The 26,528-nt window shown below is 38.9% G+C and carries 25 protein-coding genes; 20 read left to right on the forward strand and 5 right to left on the reverse strand.

The genetic code is table 11. The features are described from left to right. Positions 1 to 33: 33 nt before the first annotated feature. From M3166_RS00375 to M3166_RS00400, 6 genes are all read left to right on the forward strand, one after another. Positions 34 to 240, forward strand: a complete 207-nt coding sequence (locus tag M3166_RS00375) for an alpha/beta-type small acid-soluble spore protein (RefSeq protein ID WP_008407794.1) — start codon at positions 34 to 36, stop codon at positions 238 to 240. 165 nt (positions 241 to 405) lie between these two features. Further along, on the forward strand, positions 406 to 1,968 hold the full coding sequence (mbcS, locus tag M3166_RS00380) for an acyl-CoA synthetase MbcS (protein ID WP_251686479.1): 1,563 nt from the start codon (positions 406 to 408) through the stop codon (positions 1,966 to 1,968). Positions 1,969 to 2,217: 249 nt separating this feature from the next. Continuing rightward, on the forward strand, positions 2,218 to 3,228 hold the full coding sequence (gene sppA, locus M3166_RS00385) for a signal peptide peptidase SppA (protein WP_251686480.1): 1,011 nt from the start codon (positions 2,218 to 2,220) through the stop codon (positions 3,226 to 3,228). A 14-nt stretch (positions 3,229 to 3,242) separates the two neighbouring features. Continuing rightward, a complete protein-coding gene (locus M3166_RS00390) occupies positions 3,243 to 3,734 on the forward strand; it encodes an RDD family protein (RefSeq protein WP_251686481.1) in 492 nt (163 codons plus the stop codon). A 190-nt stretch (positions 3,735 to 3,924) separates the two neighbouring features. Further along, the gene (tpx, locus tag M3166_RS00395; RefSeq protein WP_251686482.1) at positions 3,925 to 4,431 is read left to right on the forward strand and encodes a thiol peroxidase; all 507 of its coding nucleotides are present in this window, start codon (positions 3,925 to 3,927) and stop codon (positions 4,429 to 4,431) included. Between the two features lie 142 nt (positions 4,432 to 4,573). Beyond that, the gene (locus M3166_RS00400; RefSeq protein ID WP_251686483.1) at positions 4,574 to 5,515 is read left to right on the forward strand and encodes a class I SAM-dependent methyltransferase; all 942 of its coding nucleotides are present in this window, start codon (positions 4,574 to 4,576) and stop codon (positions 5,513 to 5,515) included. Positions 5,516 to 5,623: 108 nt separating this feature from the next. Here the strand turns inward: M3166_RS00400 and M3166_RS00405 are convergent, their stop codons facing one another. Continuing rightward, positions 5,624 to 6,070, reverse strand: a complete 447-nt coding sequence (locus tag M3166_RS00405; protein ID WP_079528458.1) for a universal stress protein — start codon at positions 6,068 to 6,070, stop codon at positions 5,624 to 5,626. Between the two features lie 332 nt (positions 6,071 to 6,402). Between M3166_RS00405 and ald the strand changes: the two genes are divergently transcribed. Then, complete coding sequence (gene ald / locus M3166_RS00410; RefSeq protein WP_251686484.1) at positions 6,403 to 7,536, forward strand: alanine dehydrogenase; 1,134 nt, start codon at positions 6,403 to 6,405, stop codon at positions 7,534 to 7,536. A 71-nt stretch (positions 7,537 to 7,607) separates the two neighbouring features. On the opposite strand, the gene M3166_RS00415 is transcribed toward ald, so the two are convergent. Together M3166_RS00415 and M3166_RS00420 are read right to left on the reverse strand one after the other, a co-directional pair. After that, positions 7,608 to 8,243 carry a 5,10-methylene tetrahydromethanopterin reductase gene (locus M3166_RS00415; RefSeq protein ID WP_251686485.1) on the reverse strand — a complete coding sequence of 212 codons (636 nt, stop codon included), beginning with the start codon at positions 8,241 to 8,243 and terminating at the stop codon, positions 7,608 to 7,610. Positions 8,244 to 8,447: 204 nt separating this feature from the next. Continuing rightward, positions 8,448 to 9,536, reverse strand: coding sequence for a M24 family metallopeptidase (locus M3166_RS00420; RefSeq protein ID WP_251686486.1), 1,089 nt, complete (start codon positions 9,534 to 9,536; stop codon positions 8,448 to 8,450). Between the two features lie 117 nt (positions 9,537 to 9,653). On the opposite strand from M3166_RS00420, the gene M3166_RS00425 reads away from it, so the two are divergent. From M3166_RS00425 to M3166_RS00435, 3 genes are all read left to right on the forward strand, one after another. Further along, complete coding sequence (locus tag M3166_RS00425; RefSeq protein ID WP_251686487.1) at positions 9,654 to 10,334, forward strand: metal-dependent hydrolase; 681 nt, start codon at positions 9,654 to 9,656, stop codon at positions 10,332 to 10,334. Between the two features lie 112 nt (positions 10,335 to 10,446). Beyond that, the gene (locus tag M3166_RS00430; RefSeq protein ID WP_251686488.1) at positions 10,447 to 10,695 is read left to right on the forward strand and encodes a hypothetical protein; all 249 of its coding nucleotides are present in this window, start codon (positions 10,447 to 10,449) and stop codon (positions 10,693 to 10,695) included. 118 nt (positions 10,696 to 10,813) lie between these two features. Further along, positions 10,814 to 12,121 carry a DRTGG domain-containing protein gene (locus tag M3166_RS00435; protein WP_251686489.1) on the forward strand — a complete coding sequence of 436 codons (1,308 nt, stop codon included), beginning with the start codon at positions 10,814 to 10,816 and terminating at the stop codon, positions 12,119 to 12,121. 47 nt (positions 12,122 to 12,168) lie between these two features. Here M3166_RS00435 and M3166_RS00440 read toward each other — a convergent pair whose 3' ends face one another. Further along, complete coding sequence (locus M3166_RS00440) at positions 12,169 to 12,480, reverse strand: YtpI family protein (protein ID WP_251686490.1); 312 nt, start codon at positions 12,478 to 12,480, stop codon at positions 12,169 to 12,171. 92 nt (positions 12,481 to 12,572) lie between these two features. Here M3166_RS00440 and M3166_RS00445 point away from each other — a divergent pair, with 92 nt between their 5' ends. The 8 genes from M3166_RS00445 to M3166_RS00480 all read left to right on the forward strand — a co-directional run bounded on the left by M3166_RS00445 (position 12,573) and on the right by M3166_RS00480 (position 22,754). Continuing rightward, complete coding sequence (locus M3166_RS00445; protein WP_251686491.1) at positions 12,573 to 13,517, forward strand: DHH family phosphoesterase; 945 nt, start codon at positions 12,573 to 12,575, stop codon at positions 13,515 to 13,517. 19 nt (positions 13,518 to 13,536) lie between these two features. After that, positions 13,537 to 16,611, forward strand: coding sequence for a DNA polymerase III subunit alpha (gene dnaE / locus M3166_RS00450; protein ID WP_251686492.1), 3,075 nt, complete (start codon positions 13,537 to 13,539; stop codon positions 16,609 to 16,611). Positions 16,612 to 16,850: 239 nt separating this feature from the next. Beyond that, a complete protein-coding gene (locus tag M3166_RS00455; RefSeq protein WP_251686493.1) occupies positions 16,851 to 17,486 on the forward strand; it encodes a FadR/GntR family transcriptional regulator in 636 nt (211 codons plus the stop codon). A gap of 26 nt (positions 17,487 to 17,512) precedes the next feature. After that, the gene (gene accD, locus M3166_RS00460) at positions 17,513 to 18,385 is read left to right on the forward strand and encodes an acetyl-CoA carboxylase, carboxyltransferase subunit beta (protein ID WP_251686494.1); all 873 of its coding nucleotides are present in this window, start codon (positions 17,513 to 17,515) and stop codon (positions 18,383 to 18,385) included. Further along, positions 18,378 to 19,334, forward strand: coding sequence for an acetyl-CoA carboxylase carboxyl transferase subunit alpha (gene accA / locus M3166_RS00465; protein ID WP_251686495.1), 957 nt, complete (start codon positions 18,378 to 18,380; stop codon positions 19,332 to 19,334). Before accD ends, accA begins: the two co-directional genes overlap by 8 nt. Positions 19,335 to 19,489: 155 nt before the next feature. Continuing rightward, positions 19,490 to 20,449, forward strand: a complete 960-nt coding sequence (gene pfkA, locus M3166_RS00470; RefSeq protein WP_251686496.1) for a 6-phosphofructokinase — start codon at positions 19,490 to 19,492, stop codon at positions 20,447 to 20,449. A 28-nt stretch (positions 20,450 to 20,477) separates the two neighbouring features. Next, complete coding sequence (gene pyk, locus M3166_RS00475) at positions 20,478 to 22,238, forward strand: pyruvate kinase (RefSeq protein WP_251686497.1); 1,761 nt, start codon at positions 20,478 to 20,480, stop codon at positions 22,236 to 22,238. A gap of 126 nt (positions 22,239 to 22,364) precedes the next feature. Continuing rightward, the gene (locus M3166_RS00480; protein WP_251686498.1) at positions 22,365 to 22,754 is read left to right on the forward strand and encodes an FxsA family protein; all 390 of its coding nucleotides are present in this window, start codon (positions 22,365 to 22,367) and stop codon (positions 22,752 to 22,754) included. Here the strand turns inward: M3166_RS00480 and M3166_RS00485 are convergent. Next, positions 22,738 to 23,706, reverse strand: a complete 969-nt coding sequence (locus tag M3166_RS00485; RefSeq protein WP_251686499.1) for an AI-2E family transporter — start codon at positions 23,704 to 23,706, stop codon at positions 22,738 to 22,740. The genes M3166_RS00480 and M3166_RS00485 overlap by 17 nt on opposite strands. Positions 23,707 to 23,968: 262 nt before the next feature. On the opposite strand from M3166_RS00485, the gene citZ reads away from it, so the two are divergent. Both citZ and icd read left to right on the forward strand, forming a co-directional pair. Next, positions 23,969 to 25,084 (forward strand): citrate synthase, encoded by a 1,116-nt coding sequence (gene citZ / locus M3166_RS00490; RefSeq protein ID WP_008407756.1) that lies wholly within the window; start codon positions 23,969 to 23,971, stop codon positions 25,082 to 25,084. 79 nt (positions 25,085 to 25,163) lie between these two features. Beyond that, entirely contained in the window at positions 25,164 to 26,426 is a 1,263-nt protein-coding gene (gene icd / locus M3166_RS00495; RefSeq protein WP_008407755.1) for an NADP-dependent isocitrate dehydrogenase, read from the forward strand. Positions 26,427 to 26,528: the final 102 nt, after the last annotated feature.

The raw sequence follows: 26,528 nt of genomic DNA on the forward strand, positions 1-26,528 counted from the left end.
CACATTCTAATGTCACAAGGAGGTGAGAGACAGATGGCAAACAACAACAGCTCAAACAAATTACGTGTACCTGGTGCACAACAAGCTTTAGATCAAATGAAATATGAAATTGCACAAGAATTTGGTGTACAATTAGGTCCAGACGCATCATCTCGTGCAAACGGTTCTGTAGGTGGCGAAATTACGAAACGCCTAGTACAGATGGCTGAGCAGCAATTACGCGGCAACCAAAACCAATAATACGTTTTAAAAAAGAACGCTACTTTCAAGTAGCGTTTCTTTTTATTTTGTTAATAAATAATTTTTGTTATGCAACAAAAAGTGCGGAATATTTTGATATTAATGAAAAGGATTATTATACTAAATATGTAAGGCTCATTTTTTCAAACAAAGGGGAGTATCAAAATGAATAAAAATCAATTAGTTGCACCGGAAATTTATAATATTGTAAATGAATTTGAAAAGCATGAAAATAAAAGCTCAAAAACAGCATTAGTATTTCAGGAAGAAAACGGACATCAAGAGCGTTATACATACGAAGAGTTACTACAAAGAGCAAATCAGGTTGCAAATGCCTTTTATGCACAAGGTTTAAAAAAAGGTGATGTCATTTTAATTATGCTGCCTCGCTGTTTAGAAGCATATGTTTCTTATATTGGAGCATTAAAAGCAGGATTGGTCATTATTCCAAGTTCGGAGCTGCTGCGAGCTAAAGATATTGATTATCGTCTAAACCATTCAGAGGCTAAGGCAATTATCGTGATGGAGCAGTTCGTAAATGAATTCGAATATGTAGAAAATTTAGCGAATGTAGAATGCTTTATTGTAGGGAATGAAAAAGAAGGATGGACTTCATTAATGGAGCTTGCAGAGCAGCAGTCAAACGAATTCGATTCTGTTGAGACGACGGCTAATGATTTGGCGTTTTTAGCCTATACTTCAGGCACGACAGGGAATCCAAAAGCCGTAATGCACTCACATGGCTGGGGATATGCACATTTACGTACAACGGCTGCTGAGTGGCTTGGTGTACGTGATGGCGATACGGTATGGGCAACTGCAGCTCCAGGATGGCAAAAATGGATCTGGAGTCCGTTTCTTGCTGTATTAGGTAGTGGTGCAACAGGATTTGTGTACAAAGGGAAGTTCGATCCAACACAGTTTTTACATTTAATTGAGCAGCAACAAATCAATGTGCTTTGCTGTACGCCGACAGAATATCGTATGATGGCGAAATTAGATCAATTAAATTCATTTAATTTATCTTCATTGCGCAGCGCTGTTTCAGCTGGTGAGCCTTTAAACCGTGAAGTGATCGAAACATTTGAACGTGAGCACCGATTAACTGTCCGTGATGGTTATGGTCAAACAGAAAATACATTGTTGATCGGGACATTGTTAAATATGGAATTACGCCCTGGCTCGATGGGGAAACCGACTCCGGGAAATATCATTGATTTAATTAATGAAGATGGTGACCTTGTACCGCCTGGTGAAGTCGGTGATATTGCAGTGCACAAATCGACTCCTGCATTATTTAAAGGATATTATAAAGATCCGGAGCGTACAGCGATTCAGTATCGTGGAGATTGGTATGTAACAGGCGACCGCGCAATAAAGGATGAAGACGGCTATTTCTGGTTTGAAGGCCGAAATGATGACATTATTATTTCATCTGGTTATACAATCGGACCATTTGAAGTAGAAGATGCGTTAACGAAGCATCCTGCTGTACAGGAATGTGCTGTTGTTGCAAGTCCGGATGAAATTCGAGGGAATGTTGTAAAAGCATTTGTCGTCCTTAAAGATGTTACATTAAAAGAAAGCCCAACAATTGTAGAAGATTTGCAAAATCATGTAAAACAGCTGACAGCACCATATAAATATCCTCGAATTATAGAGTTTTTAGATGAATTACCTAAAACAATTTCAGGGAAAATCCGTCGTGTTGAATTGCGTGTAAAGTAAGGGAAATACCATTGCTCGACAAATATTTCCCGGGTAATGAATAAAAGGTGGCGAAATTTGCCGCCTTTTTTTCTGCCAGTATTCATGTTTAAACCGAGCTTAATTAATAGAAATGAGGCTTCGCCATTTGATAAAACCTAAAGTATGGTTGCTTAATCAAGTGGGATTATGTCAAAATCGCTGTAGGAAATGGTTTTCGATGAAACTTTTTGTAAAATAGTTTCGTACATATATTGAGGAGGCGTGAATATGAATACAAAACGAGTTGTGGCACTCATTATTGCTGCCGTATTATTATTTTTCTCTATTGGGATCAATACGATCATTTCGATTTTTAAGACCGATTTCTTTACTAGTATCGACAATTTAATGGGTACGGAATCGCTCACATACGAAAACGTCGTGGAAACAGGAGACTTAACGAGTCGAATTGCACATTTGACGGTAGATGGTGTAATCCAGGATGTAGGGGAACCAAGTATATGGGAAACGGTTGATTACAACCACCAGCTGTTTATGGAACAATTGGATGCTGTACTGGAAGACGATACAATTAAAGGCGTTGTATTATCTGTAAACACTCCAGGTGGCGGTGTCATTGAATCAGAAGAAATTTACCAAAAGTTATTGAAAATTAAAGAAGAAAAACAAATTCCAATTTATGTCTCAATGGGATCAATGGCTGCTTCCGGCGGTTATTATATTTCAGCACCGGCAGATAAGATTTTTGCTCAACGCGAGACAATTACCGGTTCAATCGGTGTTATTATGCAATCGATTAATTATGGGAAATTAGCCGAAAATTTCGGGGTCGAGTTTGAAACAATCAAATCAGGCGAACATAAAGACATGTTTGGCGGTGTACGACCTTCTACAAAAGAGGAACTTGCGATGCTGCAGGAAATGATTGATGAATCATATGAGCATTTTGTCGATATTATCGAAGCTGGGCGTAATATGTCTGAAGCGCAAGTGAAGAAAGTGGCGGATGGCCGTGTATTAGGCGGTACTCAGGCACTGCGAGCAGGGTTGGTGGATGAAATTGGAAATGAAGAAGCGACAATTAATGCATTACGCGCGGATTTTGGATTGGAAGATGCAGAGCTGTTTGAATATACAATGGATACATCAAGCTGGGGTTCTTTATTAGGTGTAAAACTAGGTTCTATGCTGCGACCATCTGCTGAGTCTGAAGTATTGTCCAAAATTATTTCAACGACAAATTCGCCTCGTATGATGTATTTATATGGTGACTACTAATAGGAGGGATTACGATGACTGACATAATCGAAGTAGTGGATGAAGCATCTGTCGTAAAGCCGCCTTCTATTAAACAAAAAACAGCCGGCTTCTGGATGCGATTCTGGGCATTTCTGTTGGATTCAATTGTCATAAGTGCGATTATCGGCGTCTCGATTAAGCCGGTGTTTGCATTGATGAATTGGAGTGTTGCCAGCGATGTGTGGTATGCGCCAATGACAATTCTTTCGGGAATTATTTTCTACGCTTATTTTGTGCTCATGACAAAATTTTTTAAGCAAACTTTAGGGAAAATGACGTTTGGAATAAAGGTTGAAAAAGATGACGGGGAAGCACTGGATTGGATGACAGTTCTGTTTCGTGAAGGGGTAGGCCGATTTATCAACGGTACATTATTATACTTACCGTATTTAATTGTCGCTTTTTCACCAAACAATAAAAGCATTGCCGATTATTTTGCCGATACGGTCGTTGTTCATGAAAATATTTATTCAAAAGATGTTTAAAAAAGAATAGAAGGGGAAATAATTTACTATCGACACCTTCTAAGCAAGAGAAGAGCTGTTTTGTAAGATTCGTCTTATAAAAACAGCTCTTTTCTTTTTGTTTTCTTTATTTAAATGAATATAAGCTCAGTTAGTTGCAATTGCTAAATCTTTTTTAGTAATATTAGGGAATATAAAGGAGGCGTTTAATATGGCACAAGTAACATTTAAAAACAGTCCAGTAACACTAATCGGTAATGAGGTGAAAGTTGGTGATCAAGCACCGGATTTCACAGTAGTTGCCAACGATTTATCAGAAGTAACTTTAAAAGATTCTGAAGGTAAAATTCGCTTATTCTCGGTTGTCCCTTCATTGGAAACAGGTGTTTGTGATAAGCAAACTCGTACATTTAACGAAGCGGCGGCTAACTTAGGTGACAATGTTGTAATTTACACAGTGTCAATGGATTTACCATTTGCTCAAAAACGCTGGTGTGGAGCTGCGGGTATCGATAATGTTGTAACAGTATCAGACCACCGTGATGCATCATTCGGTGAAGCATATGGCGTACATATGAAAGAATTACGCCTTTTAGCACGTTCAATTTTCGTTGTTGATGAATCAGGCAAAGTTGCTTATGTGGAATATGTTCCTGAAGGTACAGACCACCCGAATTATGATGCTGCAATCGAAGCAGTAAAAGCTCTTGCAAAATAATTTCGTTTTGAATGATTTTGTTGTAAAGTAATTACATGTATAATTAACACCCACTCAATGATCATTGAGTGGGTTGTTCATTTAGTGGATATGTCGCAATTAGGCGAGAAATCCAAATGAATGGAATGAGGGAGTTAGTCTAATGGAAAAGTTTGAACAAATTTTTAAATATATTAATGACAACGCAGAAAAAGTTGCAGCGCAGCAAGAGCTGGATTATTTGGAAGCGTTACTGCAAACATTGGAAGATACACTGGACGGGAAATTTGAATGGCAAGTTGAAGGTGCAACGAAGGAAGATATGCGTAAAGCGATCCAAATTGCGATTTTAAAAGGGATGCGTAAAAGTGCGCAGCCGAACCACCAAATGACACCTGATACACTGGGGCTTATTGTAAGCCATTTTGTAGAGCAATGCTTTGACAAGGAATTGACGGAACGGACGCTCTCTATCGTTGATCCGGCACTCGGTACAGGGAATTTACTCTTTACAGTCATGAATGCGCTGGAAGGGAAAGTAGTTGCTTCAGGAGTGGAAGTCGATGATTTATTAATTCGGTTGGCAGCAGCGACAGGAGACCTTATCGAACAACCTGTTACACTTTTCCGTCAAGATGCCCTGGAAAAACTGTTAGTCGATCCTGTTGATGCAGTAGTTTGCGACTTGCCTGTAGGATACTATCCAAACGAAGAAGTAGCACTAGACTACGAATTATGCGCGGCAGAGGGAATGAGCTACGCACACCATTTGTTTATCGAGCAATCTTTAAACTATACAAAAGAAGGTGGGTTTGGATTTTTCCTGATTCCGGCAAATTTATTCGAATCTGATCAGGCAAAACAGCTTCACCAGTATATTAAAGGACATGCATGGATTCAGGCGGTCATCCAATTGCCGGAAAACCTGTTCTCATCAAAAGCGCATGAGAAAAGCATTTTAATTTTACAAAAGCAAAGTGAACAGTTAAAAGCACCGCGTGAAGTTTTATTGGCAAAAGTACCGAATATGTCAAACCGTGATGCTCTGGCGATGTTCTTCGAAAAAGTAAGCATGTGGAAAGAAAGCAATAATCAGAAACGATAAAGTATAAAGCGGGAGTATTGCCTTTGGCGATAAGCTTTAATGCATATAAATGATAAATGCCATCGACTCAGTTTGAGAAGATGGCATTTATCATTTTATTTAATTAAATCACTCTGGTGTACGGATAACTAATACGTCACATGTAGCTGAACGTACGATTGCTTCTGATACAGAACCGATCAGGAAACGTTCAACAGCATTTAAACCAGTTGCACCACAAATAATTAAATCTGCTTCTACAACATTTGAAAGTTCTTTTGTAATAATATTTTTAGGAGAGCCATATTCAATAATCAGGTTAACGTTTTCTACGCCTTCTGCTTCAGCTTGCTGTTTGTAACCGTTTAACAATTCCTCGGAATGTTGTTGAGCACGCTCAGCAATTGAACGGTCATAAGCTTCTATAGCTGCGAAAGAACGTGTATCGATAACATTTACTAGGTTGATTGTTGCACCTTCATTGCGTTTTGCAACATCGATTGATTTACGGAATGCATATTCTGCTTCTTTCGAGCCGTCTACTGCTACTACAATGCTTTTATAATGGTTTGCCATTTTACATACCTCCTAATTATCTATAACTATATTATACCAAATAATTTTCCAAAGGGCATAATTCCTGCGCTGAAATATAGGCAAAATACAATAACTTCCATGAAATGGTCACAAATTTGTATGTTAGGAAATAATAGTTTTTACTATTATAAAATATTTTTCTCAGTAAAATAATAGCAGTTTTCCTGCAGTTGCAAGATATGACTAGTGATTCATTTATCAGAATAGAATTTACATTCAAAATCCTCTACTAATTTGCTGGTAAAATTGGTAAAATGGATTTGATTTATGTAAAGCATATTTCTAAGTGATTGTTAAAGGGAGGAATTACGTTGAAAATAGGGGTACCGAAAGAAATAAAGAACAATGAAAATCGAGTTGCGATGACACCAGCAGGAGTATTGTCATTAATCGCAAATGGTCATGAAGTATATATTGAAACAGGTGCAGGATTAGGTTCTGCATTTACGGATCAGGACTATATTGAAGCAGGTGCCCATATTGTACAAACAGCAGCTGAAGCATGGGCTGGGGAAATGGTTTTAAAAGTAAAAGAACCTGTGCAAAGTGAATACAAGTATTTCCGTGAGGGATTAATATTATTTACGTATTTACATTTAGCACCAGAGCCTGAATTGACTAAAGCTTTACTTGAAAATCGAGTAATCGGTATCGCCTATGAAACAGTGCAATTACCAAACGGTTCTTTACCATTATTAACACCGATGAGTGAAGTTGCAGGTAAAATGGCAACACAAATCGGCGCACATTATTTAGAAAAATTGCCGGGCGGTAAAGGGATCTTACTTGGTGGAGTATCAGGTGTTCCTCGCAGTAAAGTAACGGTAATTGGCGGTGGTATTGCGGGAACAAATGCAGCTAAAGTAGCAGTCGGCATGGGAGCGGATGTTACGATTATCGATTTGAATCCTGAACGATTACGTCAGCTTGATGATTTATTCGGACGTGATGTTCAAACATTAATTTCAAATCCGTATAATATTGCAGATGCTGTTCGTTCTGCTGATTTAGTAGTTGGCTCCGTGCTTATTCCAGGGGCGAAGGCACCAAAATTAGTGACTGAAGAAATGATCAAATCGATGTCACCTGGCTCTGTAGTGGTTGATATTGCGATTGACCAAGGCGGCTGTTTTGCAACATCTGAAAAAGTAACAACACATGACAATCCTACATTTGTTAAACATGGTGTTGTACACTATACGGTTGCAAATATGCCAGGTGCAGTTCCACGTACTTCGACAATCGCGTTAACAAATAATACGGTTCCTTATGCATTACAAATTGCGAATAAAGGCTTTTTACGTGCATGCCTAGACAATCTTGCATTAAAGCGCGGCGTTAATACATTGGACGGTAAAGTTGTATACCGTGCAGTAGCAGACGCACAAGGGCTTGAATTTGCAGAAGTAGAAGATGTATTAGGTGCACTGACAGGATTAAATTAATAAATATTTTACAGCAAAAATCCGCTGCGATTGGCAAAACCAAACGTAGCGGATTTTTTTGATGGGTCATTCTATTTAACCGAGACTAATTCAGTTGTAATATTACCTTCAAAATCAGTAATACGGATAATACCATGATCTTTTGCTAGGTAGATTTTCGTGCCGTTTGGATATTTTAGTACTACTACATTTTGGAATGTTCCTGCTTTTGTTTTAACTGTTGTACTTGTACTTTCAACATAAACTGGTGTTGTTTCCGTAGTACCGTCATATAAATAATCCGTATCGGTAATTGTTGTCTTTTCTTTCATCGGGTAGCTTAATGAGAAGAAAAATATATCTGAATAGGCAACACCTAAAGCAAACTGCTGCTGATCTTCAATATACGTATAGCCGATATAGTCATCTTCCAACAATTCTACCGAGTTTTCAATCGATTTATTTTTAGAAGCGGTATATGTTCTTGGGCCGGCATCTTCGAATGATGGTTTATACGTATAACTGCGATTCACTTTTGGCATAAAGCCTGTATTCGAGACAGGGGCTTTTTCCTTTACCGCTTTGTTCGGTGATGCACTTTTTGAAATGACTTCATTATTTACCTTACTTGTTTGACTTGCTTCAGCTTCCGTATTCCATTCAATTTGACTTATTGGCAATAGAGTAAGCACAATTATAAGTAGCGTTGTAAATGACCATCTTTTCATAATGCACCACTTCCTTTCGGTTATTTTTATGTAATTAATAGTCTATTCCTCATTTTTGCTTTTAGAAAACAAGTTAAAAATTGTAAAGTAATTAATTTGTTAATAAGCCTATAAATATTAAAAAGCGAGCAATCCTCTGAAAAGGACTGCTCGCTTAGTTTATGCAAATTTAATAGTTTCTATACACTCAAATGAACTAATATATTATAAAATTACAAGTTCTTTTGTGAATGATGTAAGTACCTCCACACCATCTTTTGTTACGACTACATCGTCCTCGATACGAACGCCTGCAGCATCCGTTTTATAAATACCTGGTTCGATTGTAAATACTGTACCTTCATTTAGAATAAATTCGTTGGCGCCGTTGATCGACGGGAATTCGTGAACAGAAATACCAAGACCGTGACCTAAACGATGTGTGAAGTATTGGCCATAGCCCGCATCTCTAATAACATCACGGGCAATTTTATCTAAGTCCATTGCGCGGACGCCTGGTTTAACTGCTTCAATTGCTGATTCGTTTGCAAGGCGAACAGCATTATAAATTTTAATTTGCTCGTCATTTGGCTGGCCGAATGCTACTGTTCGTGTAATATCCGAACAATACCCTTCGTAAATAACACCTAGGTCAAATAAGATTAGGTCACCTTTTTTAATTTTGCGATTTCCGGGTGTTCCATGAGGAGAAGCTGCTTTTTCTCCAGCCAATACCATCGTATCGAAGCTCATCACATAGCCTTTTGCCTTAATTGCTGATTCGATTGTATTTAAAACTTCCATTTCTGTTACGCCTTCTGCAATTGCATCACAGCCAACTTGAATTGCGTAGTCCGCTAATTCGGCAGCTTTACGTAATTTTTCAAGTTCCACTTCATCTTTTGAAATACGAAGCGCGTTAATTTTTTCATCAATACCTGCAAATTTCAATTGTTCATAACGTTCTTGGATCGCTTCTAAACGCTCAACCGTTAAATGAGATTTCTCAATAGCCAATGTATCGAATGTTACGTTGCGAGCCGCTACACTTTTTGCAACAACATCCCAGGCATTTTCAGTATCTTCATGTCCGACAACTTCGAAAGCCCATCCTGCAGCCACTGCATCAGGCATTTCCATTTTCGGGCAAATTAAAAACGGTTCTGCATCCTTAAATACCATAACACCAAGTAAGCGTTCATGCGGCTCACTTCTAAAACCTGAAAAGTAAAAGACATTGTCAGGTGTTGTAATAAAAGCAGCATCCCAACCATTTTCAATTAAATGATTTTGTAATTGTTTCAATTTCGACATTGTATAAACTCCTTTGTTATTCAATTAATGAATTCGCGGTATAAGCATATCAAAAAAAGGAGAATTATGCATAAATATCGAATGATACAGGGAAGGTTATTTTAGGAGGTATGTTATATGCAAATTTCATTTCACGGACATTCCGTCGTAAAAATTGTGACAAATGGGACTACGATTTTAATTGACCCTTTCATTAATGGAAATGGACAAACAGATTTAAAGGTTGAAAATGAAAAACCGGATGTCATTTTATTGACGCATGGACATAATGATCATGTTGGAGATACTGTGGAATTAGCAAAAACACACGATGCACTTGTTGTTGCGCCAAATGAACTTGCAGACTATTTAGGCTGGCAAGGTTGCAAAGTCCACAATATGCATATTGGTGGTGCACGCCAATTTGAATTCGGAAAAGTGAAATTTACACAGGCGTTCCATGGCTCTTCATATGTAACGGAAAACAACGAAATTATCTATACGGGAATGCCGGCCGGAATTTTATTTACGGCAGAAGGTAAAACAATTTATCATGCTGGTGATACGGCATTATTTGGGGATATGGAGTTAATCGGAAAGCGCCATCCAATTGACATTGCCTTTTTACCGATTGGTGACAACTTTACAATGGGACCTGAAGATGCAGCTTATGCGGTTTCATTATTGAAGCCGAAAATAGTTGTGCCGGTCCACTACAACACATTCCCGCCGATTGAACAAGATCCGGCTGACTTTGCGAAACTTGTTGAAGGCGCAGAAGTACAAGTATTGCAGCCAGGAGAATTTGTGAAATTCTAATTTACTATTAAACGCACATCCATTTGATATGATTTATTCTTAAGGTTGAAACAAATTAGTAACACTATTTAAGAAACGGAAACTTTATAAAATTGATTGGAATGGAGGGCGAGTGTTCGTGCTGACGGTTTCACCTTTCGCACTGTTAAAACACCAGCTGACGGCTATGCCTTTCCCTACAAGCAAAGCTTCCTGCGGGAATAGCGTGATGCCTGAGACTACAGGCTCAGACCACGCCCGCGGAAAGCGTCCCGGAATGGAAATCAATTTTACTCACAGCAAAAAAATACCATTTTTCTCAAAAGAGAAAAATGGTATTTTTGGTTATGGCCAGGCTAACTTTATCTTATTAATTTCTTGAGCTTTTTCTTACATTTATAAGCAATTATACGGGTATATGTATTGAAAATAGTATAATTGCGCCGTTTAAATATGGTACACTAAAGACATAAATGAATGATGAGAAATAGGTGATGTAATTGTCAACGAAACACGAGAAGATTTTACAATACATTGAATCACTACCAGTTGGCGATAAAATTTCGGTTCGTCAAATTGCAAAGGAAATGCAAGTGAGTGAAGGGACAGCTTACCGAGCGATTAAAGAAGCTGAAAACCGACGTCTTGTAAGCTCGATCGAACGTGTAGGTACGATTCGAATTGAAAAGAAAAAGAAGGAAAACATTGAACGCTTAACATTTGCTGAAATTGTAAATATTATAGATGGTCAAGTTTTAGGAGGGAAGACAGGTCTCCATAAAACTTTAACGAAATTTGTAATTGGTGCGATGAAGCTTGATGATATGATGCGCTATACAGATGCAGGGAGCTTGCTCATTGTCGGTAACCGTACACAGGCACATGAATACGCATTGAAAACAGGGGCTGCTGTATTAATTACCGGCGGATTTGATACAACTGAATCCAATAAAGAGCTGGCAGACGATTTGGATCTGCCAATTATTTCAACAACGTATGATACGTTTACAGTGGCGACGATGATCAACCGTGCCATCTATGACCAGCTGATTAAAAAAGATATATTACTGATTGAAGATATATATGTCCCGATGGAAGATACGGCTGTATTAAAAAATAATGATACGATTGCAGATTTTCATAGACAGAACCGTCGTACGACACATGGTGCTTTCCCTGTTGTAACAGGTCAAAACAGGCTTGTCGGAATGATTACGAGCAAGGACGTAATCGGTAAAGAAGAGTCAGAGCCGGTTGATAAAGTGATGACAAAGAATCCGATCGCTGCTTCGATGAAAACGAGTGTCGCATCAGCCGGACACCGAATGATCTGGGAAGGAATCGATTTGCTTCCTGTCATTGATGAGGAAGGGTTATTAAAAGGGGTTATCAGTCGTCAGGATGTATTAAAGGCGATACAGTTAGCACAGCGTCAGCCTCAGCATGGCGAGACAATCGATGATTTAGTGAAAAATGAAATGCGTGTCATGGGTGAAGAGGATATTGAAGTGGAATTTACTGTTACACCGCAAATGACAAACCAGTTTGGTGCAATTTCATATGGTGCTTTTACAATCCTGTTATCCGAAGTCGGTGCTTTTGCATTGAAGCGTCGTAAGCGCGGAGAAGCGGTTGTTGAAAATATGAATATATATTTTATCAAGCCAGTACAGATGGAAAGTGTATTAACTGTCCGTCCTAGAATTTTGGACATGTCACGTAAATTCGTCAAAATGGATTTTGAAGTATACAGCGCGACAATTCTTGTAGGAAAAGCGATGATGACATTCCAGTTATTAGAACGATAAAAAAGGGTCATGCTGAAAGTAAATCGCTTTCAGCTGACCCCGTTCTTTTACCTGTTTAGTTCGTATTCTTCTTTTATGTATCGGCCTTCATGCTGCATGCGTTTATAGTTATTAACACCTAAACCTGCACCAATGATAAAGAAAACAGCTGCAACGGCAAACCCGAGAATATCCGGATACAGAATCGTTGCATTCAGACCAAAGAAGATGAGAAATGCGGCAAGCGCAACTCCGGCTTTCGCAGTATACCATTTACGACGAATAGGCAGTGTCGAACGGAATTGCTTAGTTTTGAAATAAAAATAAAATACTAGTGATGCTATAATACAGGCAACAAACAGAAAATTTAAATAGACCATATTGAACCTCCTAATAGCCAAACTACTAAATATTGTAACGATTTTTAATGGAAAATGATATAGGTATTCATTATGGACGAGGAGGAAATGTATTGAAACGTCAAATTATTGACAAAATTAAACAATATGAAACAATTGTACTGCATCGCCATGTACGACCGGACCCAGATGCGTACGGTTCACAAATAGGTCTGGCTGAGTTAATTCGGGCAAAATATCCGGAGAAAGCAGTATACACGGTCGGTGAACATGACGACTCATTATCTTTCATGGCATCTCCTCAGCAAGTAGAAGATGCACAGTTTAAAAATGCACTTGTCATTGTGACAGATACTGCGAATACCGAACGTATAGATGATCAGCGCTATGTTAACGGCGATTATCTTATTAAAATCGACCACCATCCGAATGATGATGCTTATGGTGATTTATTATGGGTGGATACGGATGCTAGTTCATGCAGCGAAATGATTTATGAGCTTTATGAAGAAGGTAAAACGTATGCGGATTGGGATATGTCCGATGAAGCGGCACGTCTGTTATTTGCGGGAATTGTCGGTGATACAGGGCGTTTCTTATATCCGAGTGCGAGCCCGAAAACATTTGAAACAGCAGGACAACTTGTACAATATAATTTCGACCGAAATGAAGTTTTTGATGGTATGTACGAAATGGAACGTAAACTATTAAATCTTCAAGGTTATATATACCAGCATTTCGAAATGGATGAAAACGGTGCGGCTTCGATTAAATTGCCTGCAGCTATTTTACAGCAATTTGATGCTACCCCTTCCGAAACCTCCCTATTAGTTAGTTCATTGGGCAATGTAAAGAATATCCGTGCATGGGTGATGTTCATTGAAGACAATGATACGATTCGCGTTCGTATCCGTTCAAAAGGTCCGGTTATCAACGGCCTGGCGAAAAAGTATAATGGTGGCGGGCATCCGCTGGCATCTGGTGCTACAGCATATTCTTGGGAAGAGGCAGATCAAGTAATTGAAGATTTGAAAGTCATTTGCAGTGAATATAAATAATATGATGGAGGGATGACGGGTGACTGTATATCCGCAAGTACGGACAAGTGCCGATTTATTGAAAAGTACAATTCGTATCGAAGAGCTCATCCCTTTCTTACATCAGCAAGAGGCAAAAAGCTGTGCAATTGTTAATACGAAATTGTACGGACTTTTGCCTTTTTGGTTTGAAATGAAAAGGGCCGGTATTCATCCGGTTATAGGCTTGACGATTCAGCTCGAATTGACAGAAGATCAATCATTGCCGCTTGTTTTATATGCAAAAACAAACGAAGGGTATCGTAATTTGTTGAAAATCTCCAGCAGTATCTCTATTCGTCCGGAGCAGACGATTCCGTTAAGATGGCTGCTCGCATATGGTAAGGGAATTGCTTTTATGATTCCTGCGCTCGAACAGCAGGCAATATGGTTGCAACAGGAAGTGGAGCCGCTATTGAAAGAAATTATTAAGGCCTATCCGCATGAAGTGTATATCGGGATTTCTCGTTTATCCGACACAGCGGGTTTGGAAAGTTCGGCAGTGCAGCTCGCTGAAAAAAATGCTCTTCCAATTGTTGCAACACATGAAAGTCTGTTTTTTAATGACGAGGACTTTTTTGCCTATGAAGTGGCACAAGCCATCCATACCGGGGTAAAACTGAATGATGCTGTAGAAAGCAATAAACAGGAAAATCATTTACTGACAGCAGAACAGTGGCAGCAGAAGTTCCATGATCAGCAACAATGGCTCATCCAAATGGAAAATTTATTACTGAGCTGTCAAATTGAAATAAACACAAATAATGTTTATATGCCGAAGTTTCCGGTTGGTGAAGGGGAGACGGCGGAAAATTTGCTGCAGCAGCAAGTAGTGACTGGTTTACAGCGACGTTTAAATATGCACACATTGCCAACACACTATGTTGAACGGATGAACTATGAGCTTCATGTTATTCAGTCGATGGGTTATTCAGATTATTTTCTGATTGTTGCCGACTTTATGCAGTTTGCACGTGAAGCACAAATATTAACAGGACCGGGCCGTGGTTCTTCCGCATCTTCCCTTGTCGCATTTGCACTCGAGATTACACAGGTGGACCCATTGCAATACGATTTGCTGTTTGAACGTTTTTTAAATCCGGAGCGTATTACACTGCCGGATATCGATATCGACTTTTTAGATACGAGACGGCATGAAGTCATTCAGTATGTTGCAAAAAAATACGGCAAGCAATATGTCGCACAAATTATTACGTTCGGTACATTATCAGCCAAAGCGGTTGCCCGTGATGTTGCCCGTATGTTTAATTTCGAAAGTGAAGCATTGGAAATGATTTCTAAGCTGATTCCAAATAAACCCGGCATTACACTGAAGGAAGCATATGCAATGTCGGAAAACTTAAGAGCATGGGTTACAGCAGAGCCTATCCGCCAAAAATGGTTTCAAACATCACTTCGGTTGGAGGGACTTCCACGGAATGCATCGACACACGCAGCGGGGGTCGTATTGAGTCCTGTTCCATTAGTCGATGTCGTACCAATTGAAGAAGGACATGACGGGATATTTTTAACACAGTGGCCTATGCAGGAAGTAGAGCAAAACGGATTATTGAAAATTGATTTTTTAGGGCTCCGTAATTTAACGATTTTAGAGCAAATACGGAAGTCGATTCAGTTTACTCATAATACACAAATCAATTTTAATCAAATTCCGCTCAATGACGAGAAGACATTTGAGCTTTTACAAAATGGTGACACTAATGGTATTTTCCAGCTAGAGTCGGATGGCATGAAAAATGCACTCCGTGAAATTAAACCGACCCACTTTTTAGATATTGTGGCGGTCAATGCATTGTATCGACCGGGTCCGATGGAATTTATCCCGATGTATGCAAGAAGAAAACATAAAAAAGAGCAGGTTATCATGCCGCATCCGCATTTAACACCGATTTTGGAAGAGACATACGGCGTTATTATTTATCAGGAGCAAATAATGCGCATTGCGAATGTGATGGCGGGCTTTTCTTTTGGACAGGCTGATTTGCTCCGTCGTGCAGTCAGTAAAAAGAAGCGGGATGTACTAGAACAGCAGCGGGCATCTTTCGTAAAAGGTGCTTTAACAAAAGGCTATACACAGCAGGCAGCGGAAGAAGTGTATGCATTAATTGTCCGGTTTGCCGATTATGGCTTCCCGAAAAGCCATGCCGTTGCCTATAGTGTTATTTCCTATCAGATGGCGTACTTGAAAGCCAATTATCCGGTCAATTTTTATGCTGCCCTCCTGACAAATGCTACGGGTAATCCGGAAAAGCTTGCCCAAATTATAATGGAGGCAAAAGCAAGGGGAATCGAAATATTGCCGCCGTCGATTAATCGAAGTATGCGTCATTTTAAAGTGGAAGGCGGGAAAATCCGATTTAGTCTGTCAGTGATTAAAGGTGTACCGCAGCCTTTTATGCAAAAACTGTTAATTGCGCGTCAAGAAAGACAAAAGCCGTTTGACTCTATATTTGATTTGGCTGTGACATTGACGACAGCGAATTTCAACAGAAAAATTATCGAACCGCTTATTAAAGCAGGTGCACTTGATGAATTCGGCAAAGATCGTGCAACATTACTCGCTACTATCGAAGGTGCACAGAAACAGGCAGATTTCGTGCGACCGGGCGGGGATGACTTGTTTGAAGGGGCATTGCTAGCATTCGGGAAACCGAAATATAGCGAAACATCGCCAATACCGGAAAAAATCAAACTGCAGTACGAAAAGGATGTGCTCGGTTTTTATTTATCTGATCATCCAATCGTAAAATTACGAAGCCATTTTCCGGAAGTTACGGCAACTGTTCAAAATTTGGCGCATCTTAAAGACAATGCATTCGTAAAAATGATCGGTCAGGTTCGGGAAATGCGCCAGCTCCGCACAAAGCGCGGTGAACTGATGGCATTTGTTCAAATGGAAGATGAGTTTGGAACTGTCTCTTTAACATTATTTCCGAAAGAATACGAGCAAGTTGTCGGAAAAATCCGGGAAGAGGGACTGCTTTATATCGAAGGCTTTTACGAGCAGCGATTTAATAAACAACAAATAAAAGTTAAACAGATTATTATAAAATAAATAGTATTAAAGAGCGCCTTCTAATAGCTTTGGAGGCGCTCTTTTTATATGGGTTCATCTAAATTTATCGAAAAAACGTAAATCTAGTTATATATTCGCAAATTTTATTATATATAAAATATAAGTTTTATATTTTCTCTTTACAATGTCAAAAACATTTTGTATTCTTACTTTAGTAACTGGTCTGACCACTTTTGTTAATAATAATTGAAAGCGTTAGTCACGGTGAGGTGAAAATTGTGGAAGATAAGCCCGCAAAAAAGATGTTTATTCAAATTGTTAAGCAATTACACGATTTAATTGCTGAACAAAATATTCAGGAAGGGCAAAAACTTCCTTCAGAAAGAACGTTAAGCGAGCAGCTGCAAGTGGGAAGGTCTTCGGTTCGGGAGGCTTTACGCAGTCTGGAGTTGCTGGGTTTAATTGAAACAAGGCATGGCGGTGGTACATATTTGGCCAGTATGCAGCACCATCAGTTTGTAGAAATTGTCGGATCATTTATTTTGCAGGACGAAAAATCGATTGCGGATGTGCATGCAACGAGAGAAATGCACGAAAAAGAAGCGATTCGAATTATTTGCCAATCTGACAATTTGAAGGCATTACCGATTTGGGAGAGCTTTTTTGTAAAGGTAGAGCTTGGGCAGGAGTTAAAAAGAGAAGACATACTTCGTGAGTGTATGATCGTTTCAGGTAACCGGCTTGCATTAAAAATTTGGCTCCAGCTTCTTTCTTTCAGCAATAATTTATTGGCAAATGAAATTACAGAAGAAGAGAAAATGGAATTAAAAATACTGCTTGCTTCATTGCAAATGGGTTATTTACATGAAGCAATTGATTCATATGAAAAATGGATGGTCATTATTAAAGAATGATTACGTGAATATAAAGGGGGATTACGATGGCAATTCGTGATTTGTTTACAATTAGTCGTAAAAAAAATACTGATAATATTACTAGAAAAGAAGATGAAAAATCCTTTCCGGAAGGCATCGTGACGAAATGTCCTAAATGTAAAACGATTCATGTCACAAAAGAACTCGAAAAAAACTTGAAAGTATGCGCAAAATGTCAGCATCATTTTACTTTAAATGCTAATGAAAGAATTGCCTGTTTTTTAGATGAAGGCTCTTTTGTTTCAATGGATGATCATCTTCAAACTACCAATCCTTTAAACTTCCCTGCATATGTGGAAAAAGTGGAAGCGGATATTAAGAAAACCGGGTTAAACGAAGCTGTATTAACAGGTGTAGGTGCATTAAAAGGGATGCAGGTTGTTGTTGCGGTAATGGATTCGAACTTCCGTATGGGGTCTATGGGTTCGGTTGTTGGTGAAAAAATAACACGCGCTGTAGAAAAGGCGACAGAGCTGAAAGTGCCATTCATCATCTTCACGGCAAGTGGCGGTGCACGTATGCAAGAAGGGGTATTGTCATTAATGCAAATGGCAAAAACGAGTGTTGCTTTAAAACGCCATAGCGAGGAAGGCCTACTATATATTTCAATTTTGACGCATCCGACTACAGGTGGTGTATCGGCAAGTTTTGCATCGATCGGTGATTATAATATTGCAGAGCCTCAAAGTCTGATCGGGTTTGCGGGACGTCGTGTAATAGAACAAACGGTACGTGAGAAGTTACCGGATGATTTCCAGACAGCAGAATTTTTATTAGATCATGGACAGCTTGACGCAATTTTTAACCGTACAGAAATGCGCGACAAAATTGCAACAATTGTTAAGCTGCATGTACAGGGAGGCGTATCACATGTCTAAATTAATGGCATTTGAAGAACCGGTTGTAAAACTACGTGAAAAAATTGTAGAGTTAAAAACAATTGCCACGGAAGCAGATGTAGATATGAGCGGAGAAATTGAAAAGTTGGAAACACGTTTGCAGGAACTTGAAAAAAACGTATATGCAAATATGGAGCCTTGGCATCGTGTGCAAGTTGCCCGCCATGCTGACCGTCCAACGACACTTGAATATATTGAACGTATTTTTGAAGATTTTATCGAAGTGCATGGGGATCGTACATTTAAAGATGATGCAGCAATTGTCGGCGGGATTGCATCATTCAATGGTCAGCCAATTACGATTATTGGTCACCAGCGGGGGAAAACGACAAAGGAAAATATTCGCCGCAATTTTGGAATGCCTCATCCGGAAGGCTACCGCAAGGCGTTACGTTTAATGAAACAGGCAGAGAAATTCAAACGCCCAATTATTTGCTTTATCGATACGAAAGGTGCGTACCCGGGCAAAGCAGCTGAGGAACGTGGTCAAAGTGAAGCGATTGCGCGTAATTTGTTTGAAATGGCAGGTATTCGGGTACCAATTATTAGTATTGTAATTGGTGAAGGTGGAAGTGGCGGTGCCCTTGCACTTGGAGTTGCAAATAAAATTTTGATGCTTGAAAACTCAACGTATTCGGTAATTTCTCCAGAAGGAGCTGCATCAATTTTATGGAAAGATGCAAGCTATGCTAAAGAAGCTGCTGAAGCGATGAAAATAACAGCCCTTGATTTAAAACAGCTTAAAGTTATTGATGGGATTATACCGGAAGTAGCCGGAGGTGCCCATAAGGATGTTGAGCAGCAGGCGATATTTATGAAAGAATATCTTACAAGTGTTCTAAATGACCTAAATAAAGAGAGCGAAGATCAATTAGTTGAAAATCGCTATATGAAATTTAAAAATATTGGACAGTATATAGAACAATAAGGTTGTTTTATAACAGTATTATACTTTGAAGAATGCGTGTGAGCGCATTCTTCATTTTTTTCAAAAGCTTTACAATTTGTTTTCTAGAATAGTTACATATGAGCGTATTTTCTGTTAATGTGGATAGTAACAGCGTAATAGGAGGAAAAGGTCGTATGAAGAAGATTGCAGTTTTAACGAGTGGTGGAGATGCACCGGGAATGAATGCTGTTATTCGTGCAGTCGTTCGTAAAGCGAGTTTTCATAATGTAGATGTTGTCGGAGTATATCATGGTTATGAAGGACTCTATAATGGGAACTTTGAACTTTTAGATATTGGTTCTGTTGGCGATATTATTCAACGAGGCGGAACAAAACTGTATTCAGCAAGGTTCCCTGAATTTAAACAGGATGATATTCAATATAGAGCAATCGAACGCATGAAAGAAGAGGGAATCGAAGGGTTAGTTGTTATAGGCGGAGATGGTACTTATCGTGGAGCCATGCAATTATCAGATAAAGGATTCCCGTGTGTAGGGATTCCCGGTACAATTGACAATGATGTACCTGGTACAGAATATACGATTGGCTTTGATACGGCACTTAATACAGTAGTTGAATCAATCGATAAAATCCGAGACACGGCAACAAGTCATGAAAATACGTTTGTTATTGAAGTAATGGGCCGCGACGCTGGAGACATTGCTCTTTGGGCAGGTTTGGCCGCTGGTGCGGAATCGATTTTAATACCGGAAGAGTCCTATGAGCTGGATGATATTGTAGCACGTCTTGAGCGCGGGGTGGCTCGTGGAAAGCGCCATAGTATTATTATTGTCGCTGAAGGGGTAATGAATGGTCATAAACTTGCGCAGCTTTTGGAAGAACGCACAGGAATTAAAATTCGAACATCTGTATTAGGTCATATACAGCGAGGAGGATCTCCATCTGCTCGGGACCGCGTTTTAGCAGGTAGATTTGGTGCAAGAGCGGTAGAGCTATTGTTGGAAAACAAAGGTGGAAGAGCAGTTGGCGTGAAAAATCACGCTATAATCGATTATGATTTAAGAAAAGCATTTGAAACTAAGCACCAAGCAGACTTAAGTTTGTATACATTATCAAAAGAGCTTTCAATTTAAAGTGCATAAAAACGGAGATGACAAAACTATGAGAAAAACTAAAATTGTTTGTACTATTGGACCAGCTAGTGAATCACCAGAAATGTTAGAAAAGTTAATTGATGCAGGGATGAATGTTGCCCGTTTAAACTTCTCACACGGAAATCATGAAGAACATGCAAACCGTATTGCCGCAATTCGTGATGCAGCAGAACGCATGAAAAAACCGGTTGGAATTTTATTGGACACAAAGGGACCTGAAATCAGAACACACTCAATGGAAAACGGTGAGTTACATTTAGTAACAGGACAAGTAATCGATATTTCGATGACAGAAGTTTTAGGAAATGAATCACGTTTCTCCATCACATACGATCAGCTGATTGAAGACGTAGACCAAAACGATATTATCTTATTGGATGACGGCTTAATCGAATTGCGTGTACTTGCGAAAGATACGGAGCAAGGGTTAATACATGCAATCGTTGAAAACGCTGGTATTTTAAAGAATAAAAAAGGTGTTAATGTACCGGGCGTTTCTGTGAAATTACCTGGTATTACAGATAAAGATGCAGCAGATATTTTATTTGGAATTGAGCAAGGTATCGATTTCATCGCAGCTTCATTTGTTCGTACTGCAAAGGATGTACTCGAAATTCGTGAGCTGCTGGAGCAAAATAACGGCAGCCACATTCAAATTATTCCTAAAATCGAAAACCAGGAGGGCGTTGACAACATCGATGAAATCATCGAAGTTTCAGACGGTTTAATGGTGGCACGCGGGGACTTAGGTGTAGAGATTCCTGCTGAAGAAGTACCATTAGTACAAAAATCATTAATCCGAAAATGTAACCAAGTCGGCAAGCCTGTTATTACAGCTACACAAATGCTGGACTCAATGCAGCGCAATCCACGTCCAACTCGTGCAGAAGCATCAGACGTTGCAAACGCAATTATGGATGGTACAGATGCAATCATGCTTTCTGGGGAAACAGCAGCGGGTCTTTATCCGGTAGAATCTGTAGCGACAATGAACAAAATTGCGATTCGTACAGAAAATGCTTTGGATTACCGAGCAATTGTATCAACACGAAGCCGTGAAAAAGAAGCAAATATGACAGAAGCTATTTCTCAGGCAGTTGCCTATACTTCGATTAACCTTGGTGTTAAAGCCGTATTAGCTCCAACTGAAAGCGGAAATACTGCAAGAATGATTGCAAAATATCGTCCAGGTGTATCGATCATCGCTGTTACAAGTCAGCCAAATGTTGCTCAGAAATTGACATTGGTATGGGGCGTAAAACCAATTTTAACGCAGCGTGTATCTACAACGGATGAGATTTTAGAGTTATCAGTTGATGAAGCGCTAAAATATGAATTTGTCAGCCATGGTGATGTAGTTGTTATTACTGCTGGTCTTCCGGTTGGTGAAGCGGGTACAACGAACTTAATGAAAGTACATGTAATTGGTGACTTATTGGCACGTGGTCAAGGTATTGGTAAACTGTCAGTAGTTGGTAATGCAATTATCGCTAACAATGCAGCAGAAGCATTAGCTTACGACACAGAAGGAGCAATTATTGTAACAGTAGGCTCTGACCGTGAAATGATGCCAGCAATCGAAAAATGCGCAGGTATTATTACTGAAGAAGGCGGATTAACATCACACGCTGCTGTAGTCGGCTTAAGCTTAGGTATCCCTGTAATTGTCGGTGTAAAAGAAGCAACTACTCTAATCCAGCATGGACAGGAAATTACAATGGATGCTGAAACAGGTGTCATTTATAAAGGACACGCGAGCGTTCTTTAAGTTTAATAAGTACAGCAAAACCACCATTTCTTACAATGAAAATGGTGGTTTGTTTTGTGTTATAAACACATTTTGAAACTTTTTCTTCGCTGTTTCGTATAAATTAGAAGAAGAGGGGGTTCATAAATGAAGAAGATTTTATTTGGATTACTCGCACTCGTATTTGCCGAAATTGCGGTATTTATCGTAATTGGAAATGCAATCGGTGTTTTCTATACATTGTTATTAATCATTTTCACATCCATTGCAGGACTGTTGATTGCCAAAAAACGCGGTACAAAATCTATACAGGATATTCAAAAAAGCATGCAGCAAGGTCAGCCACCTGGAGTACCGGTCATTGAAACATTTATGATTTTTGTTGGCGGCATTCTTTTAGCAGTACCGGGCTTCATTACGGATATTCTCGGATTACTATTTGTATCAGGAATTACACGTAACCTGTTTAAGCCGGTCATCTTCTACTTTTTACGTAAAAAAATGAAAAGAGGACAAGTCGTTATTTTGCAAAAATAGCATGTTGTTTCACTTTAATGGCAATCATCAATAGTATTGGACTGAGGATGATTCCGTAAAAACCGAATAATAATACTGAGGCAGCGCTGATTAGAAATGTATGGATCATACGTAAATGCAACGTGTGTGACCAGAGCATTGATTCAGTTAGCTGTCTTATCATTTGTACAACAAAGTACAGAACCAAAATGGCACTGCCCATTATCGGTTCGTTTACAATAAAGTAATAAACAGAAACTGGAATCAGAAAAATTCCGATTCCTAAAAAAGGCAGGCAGTCTGCAAAGGCAATTAAAAAGGCTTTAATTACAATTGCTTCAAACTTCAAAAAGTAAAACCCTATACAAAGCAGGATAAACGTCAGTGTAAACAATTGCATTTCCACTACGATAAAGCGGCCAATAAGCTCCATTCCTTTTTGAAAGTAGCGAGCCCATGTAGTGCGATAAGCTTTCGGAATATAAGCGAAAAACCATAAACGGTTTTTATAGCTTTCCATCAACGCAAAGTAGAATGTTACAATGAAAATGAAAAATTCAAAGATAGATTGAAAACTGTTTTTTATAAAGTTGATTGTATAGAACAGCAAGTCCCTTATTAAACTTTGAAGTTTTTCTACAATAAACGGAAGAAGCGGATGTTTCATATAGGTGCTGTCCAAAGATAAAAGTGTTGACTGCAGCTGAGGAAGAATTGTGATAAAGCTGTGAATGATGAGCATGATAACCGAGACGACAACCGAAAATAGAAATACGGAAAGTATAATGACTACGAGAAAGAATGGCAGTCTAAATTGCTGCTTGAAAAAGAGGAAGACGGGAAATAGTAAGTAGGCGAAAAATAGACCGAAAATTATAGGCGGAATGAAATAAAAAAGGGTAAAGTAAAGTAGAAGAACGATAATATTCCTACTTTTTACTAGCCATGGGTTTGTTTTATTTGTATAATCCATTTATCTCACTCCTAATTAATACCTTTAATAACTCATTACAAATTATAAATTCTCTTTTTTGCGTGAATTCTATCATCTATGTGATTTTTTCCTAAAATCCTACTAATTCATTCACAAAGCCGTCAAAATTGATTATAATGAAATTTGTAAGCGATTTACTTATAGGTTCAATTGAGCAGAACGATATGAGTGTGCGACTTTTTAATAGAGTAAAAAGAAAGCACTTACAAAACTAATTTACTAAGTGAAGGAGCGATTTTTTATGTCAGCAACAAAAGGTTTAGAAGGTATCGTAGCAGCAGAATCGAAAATTTCTTCAATTATCGATGATACACTTACATATGTAGGGTATGGCATCGACGACCTAACTAACAATGCGACTTTTGAAGAAGTAGTATTCTTGTTATGGAACACGCGTTTACCAAACGCTGAAGAATTAGCTAACTTAAAAGAAGAACTAGCTAAAAATATGGAAATTCCAGCGGCAATCACAGATTTATTCAAATCTATGCCTTTAAACACAGTGCACCCAATGGCAGCACTTCGTACAGCAGTATCTATGTTAGGTGCATTTGACGAAGAAGCTGATGTTATGGAAGCTGAAGCAAACTACCGTAAAGCAATCCGTTTACAAGCGAAAATTGGTACAGTAGTAACTACTTTTGCACGTGTACGTCAAGGTAAAGAACCAGTTGCTCCAAAACCAGAATTAGGTTATGCAGCAAACTTCTTATATATGCTGAAAGGTGAAGAACCAGCAGCAATCGAAATTGAAGCATTCGATAAAGCGTTAATTTTACACGCTGACCATGAATTAAACGCTTCTACATTTACTGCACGTGTATGTGTTGCGACATTATCAGATGTATACTCTGGTGTAACTTCTGCAATTGGCGCATTAAAAGGCCCATTACACGGTGGTGCTAACGAGCAAGTTATGAAAATGTTAACTGAAATCGGTTCAATCGATAAAGTTGAGTCTTGGGTTCAAAACAAATTAGATAACAAAGAAAAAATCATGGGCTTCGGTCACCGCGTATACCGCAAAGGCGACCCACGTGCACCTCACTTACGTGTAATGTCTGAAAAGCTTACTAAATTAACAGGCAAACCAGAATTATACGATATGTCAGTGAAAATCCATGATATGATCGTTGAGCAAAAGAAATTACCTGCAAACGTAGACTTCTTCTCAGCATCAGTATATGATTCTTTAGGTATCGAGCATGACTTATTCACACCAATCTTCGCAGTATCTCGTACTTCAGGTTGGGTAGCGCACATTTTAGAGCAGTATGCAAACAACCGTCTAATCCGTCCACGTGCGGAGTATGTTGGTCCAGATATGCAAAAATACGTTCCAATTAACGAGCGCTAATCAAAAAAGTATGTTAAAATATCTGGGACTGTGATTTGACACAGTCCTAGATTTATGATTATTAGGAGGCAAATTTCCAATGACTAACAAAATCGTAGTAGAGAATGGTAAATTAAACGTTCCAAACAATCCTGTTATTCCTTTCATCGAGGGTGACGGTATCGGTCCAGATATCTGGGCTGCAGCATCTCGCGTAATTGACGCAGCTGTAGAAAAAGCTTATAACGGTGAAAAGAAAATCGAATGGTTAGAAGTATTAGCAGGTGAAAAAGCATTCAACAAAACTGGCGAATGGTTACCAGCTGAAACTTTAGAAAAAATCAACGAATACTTAATCGCTATTAAAGGTCCTTTAACAACTCCAATCGGCGGCGGTATCCGCTCTCTAAACGTAGCATTACGTCAAGAGTTGGATTTATATGTTTGCTTACGTCCAGTACGTCACTTTGACGGTGTTCCTTCACCAGTTAAACGTCCAGAAGATGTTGACATGGTAATCTTCCGTGAAAACACTGAAGATATCTATGCTGGTATTGAGTACAAAGCTGGTTCTGACGAGCAAAAGAAATTATTAAACTTCTTACAAAACGAATTAGGCGTTAACAAAATTCGCTTCCCAGAAACTTCTGGTTTAGGTATTAAACCAGTATCTAAAGAAGGTACTGAACGTTTAGTACGCTCTGCAATCGAGTACGCTATTTCACACAACCGTCCATCAGTAACTTTAGTACACAAAGGTAACATCATGAAATTCACTGAAGGTGGATTCAAACAATGGGGTTACGATGTAGCTGAAGCTGAATTCGGCGATAAAGTATTCACTTGGAACCAATACGATGCAATCAAAGCTGAGCAAGGCGAAGCTGCTGCAAACGAAGCACAATCTAAAGCTGTTGCAGAAGGCAAAATTATCGTAAAAGATTCTATTGCTGATATCTTCTTACAACAAATCTTAACTCGTCCTAACGAGTTCGACGTAGTAGCAACTATGAACTTAAACGGTGACTACATCTCTGACGCATTAGCTGCTCAAGTTGGTGGTATCGGTATCGCTCCAGGTGCTAACATTAACTACTTAACTGGACACGCTATTTTCGAAGCTACTCACGGTACTGCACCTAAGTATGCTGGTCAAGATAAAGTAAACCCATCTTCAGTATTATTATCAGGCGTATTAATGCTTGAGCACTTAGGATGGCAAGAAGCTGCGGACTTAATTACAAACTCAGTAGAGAAAACAATCTCTTCTAAATATGTAACTTATGACTTCGCACGTTTAATGGATGGCGCTACAGAAGTTAAATGTTCTGAGTTCGCTACAAAATTAATCGAAAACTTCTAATTAAAAGTTTTACTCATTTGCCTATATATGTGAAATTATGAACAAATTGTTTAGCAATGAATAGTATCGTTATATAATTTTACAGTAATGGAAATAGTTTAC

The sequence above is a fragment of the Solibacillus isronensis genome (assembly GCF_023715405.1).
Taxonomy (GTDB): domain Bacteria; phylum Bacillota; class Bacilli; order Bacillales_A; family Planococcaceae; genus Solibacillus; species Solibacillus isronensis_B.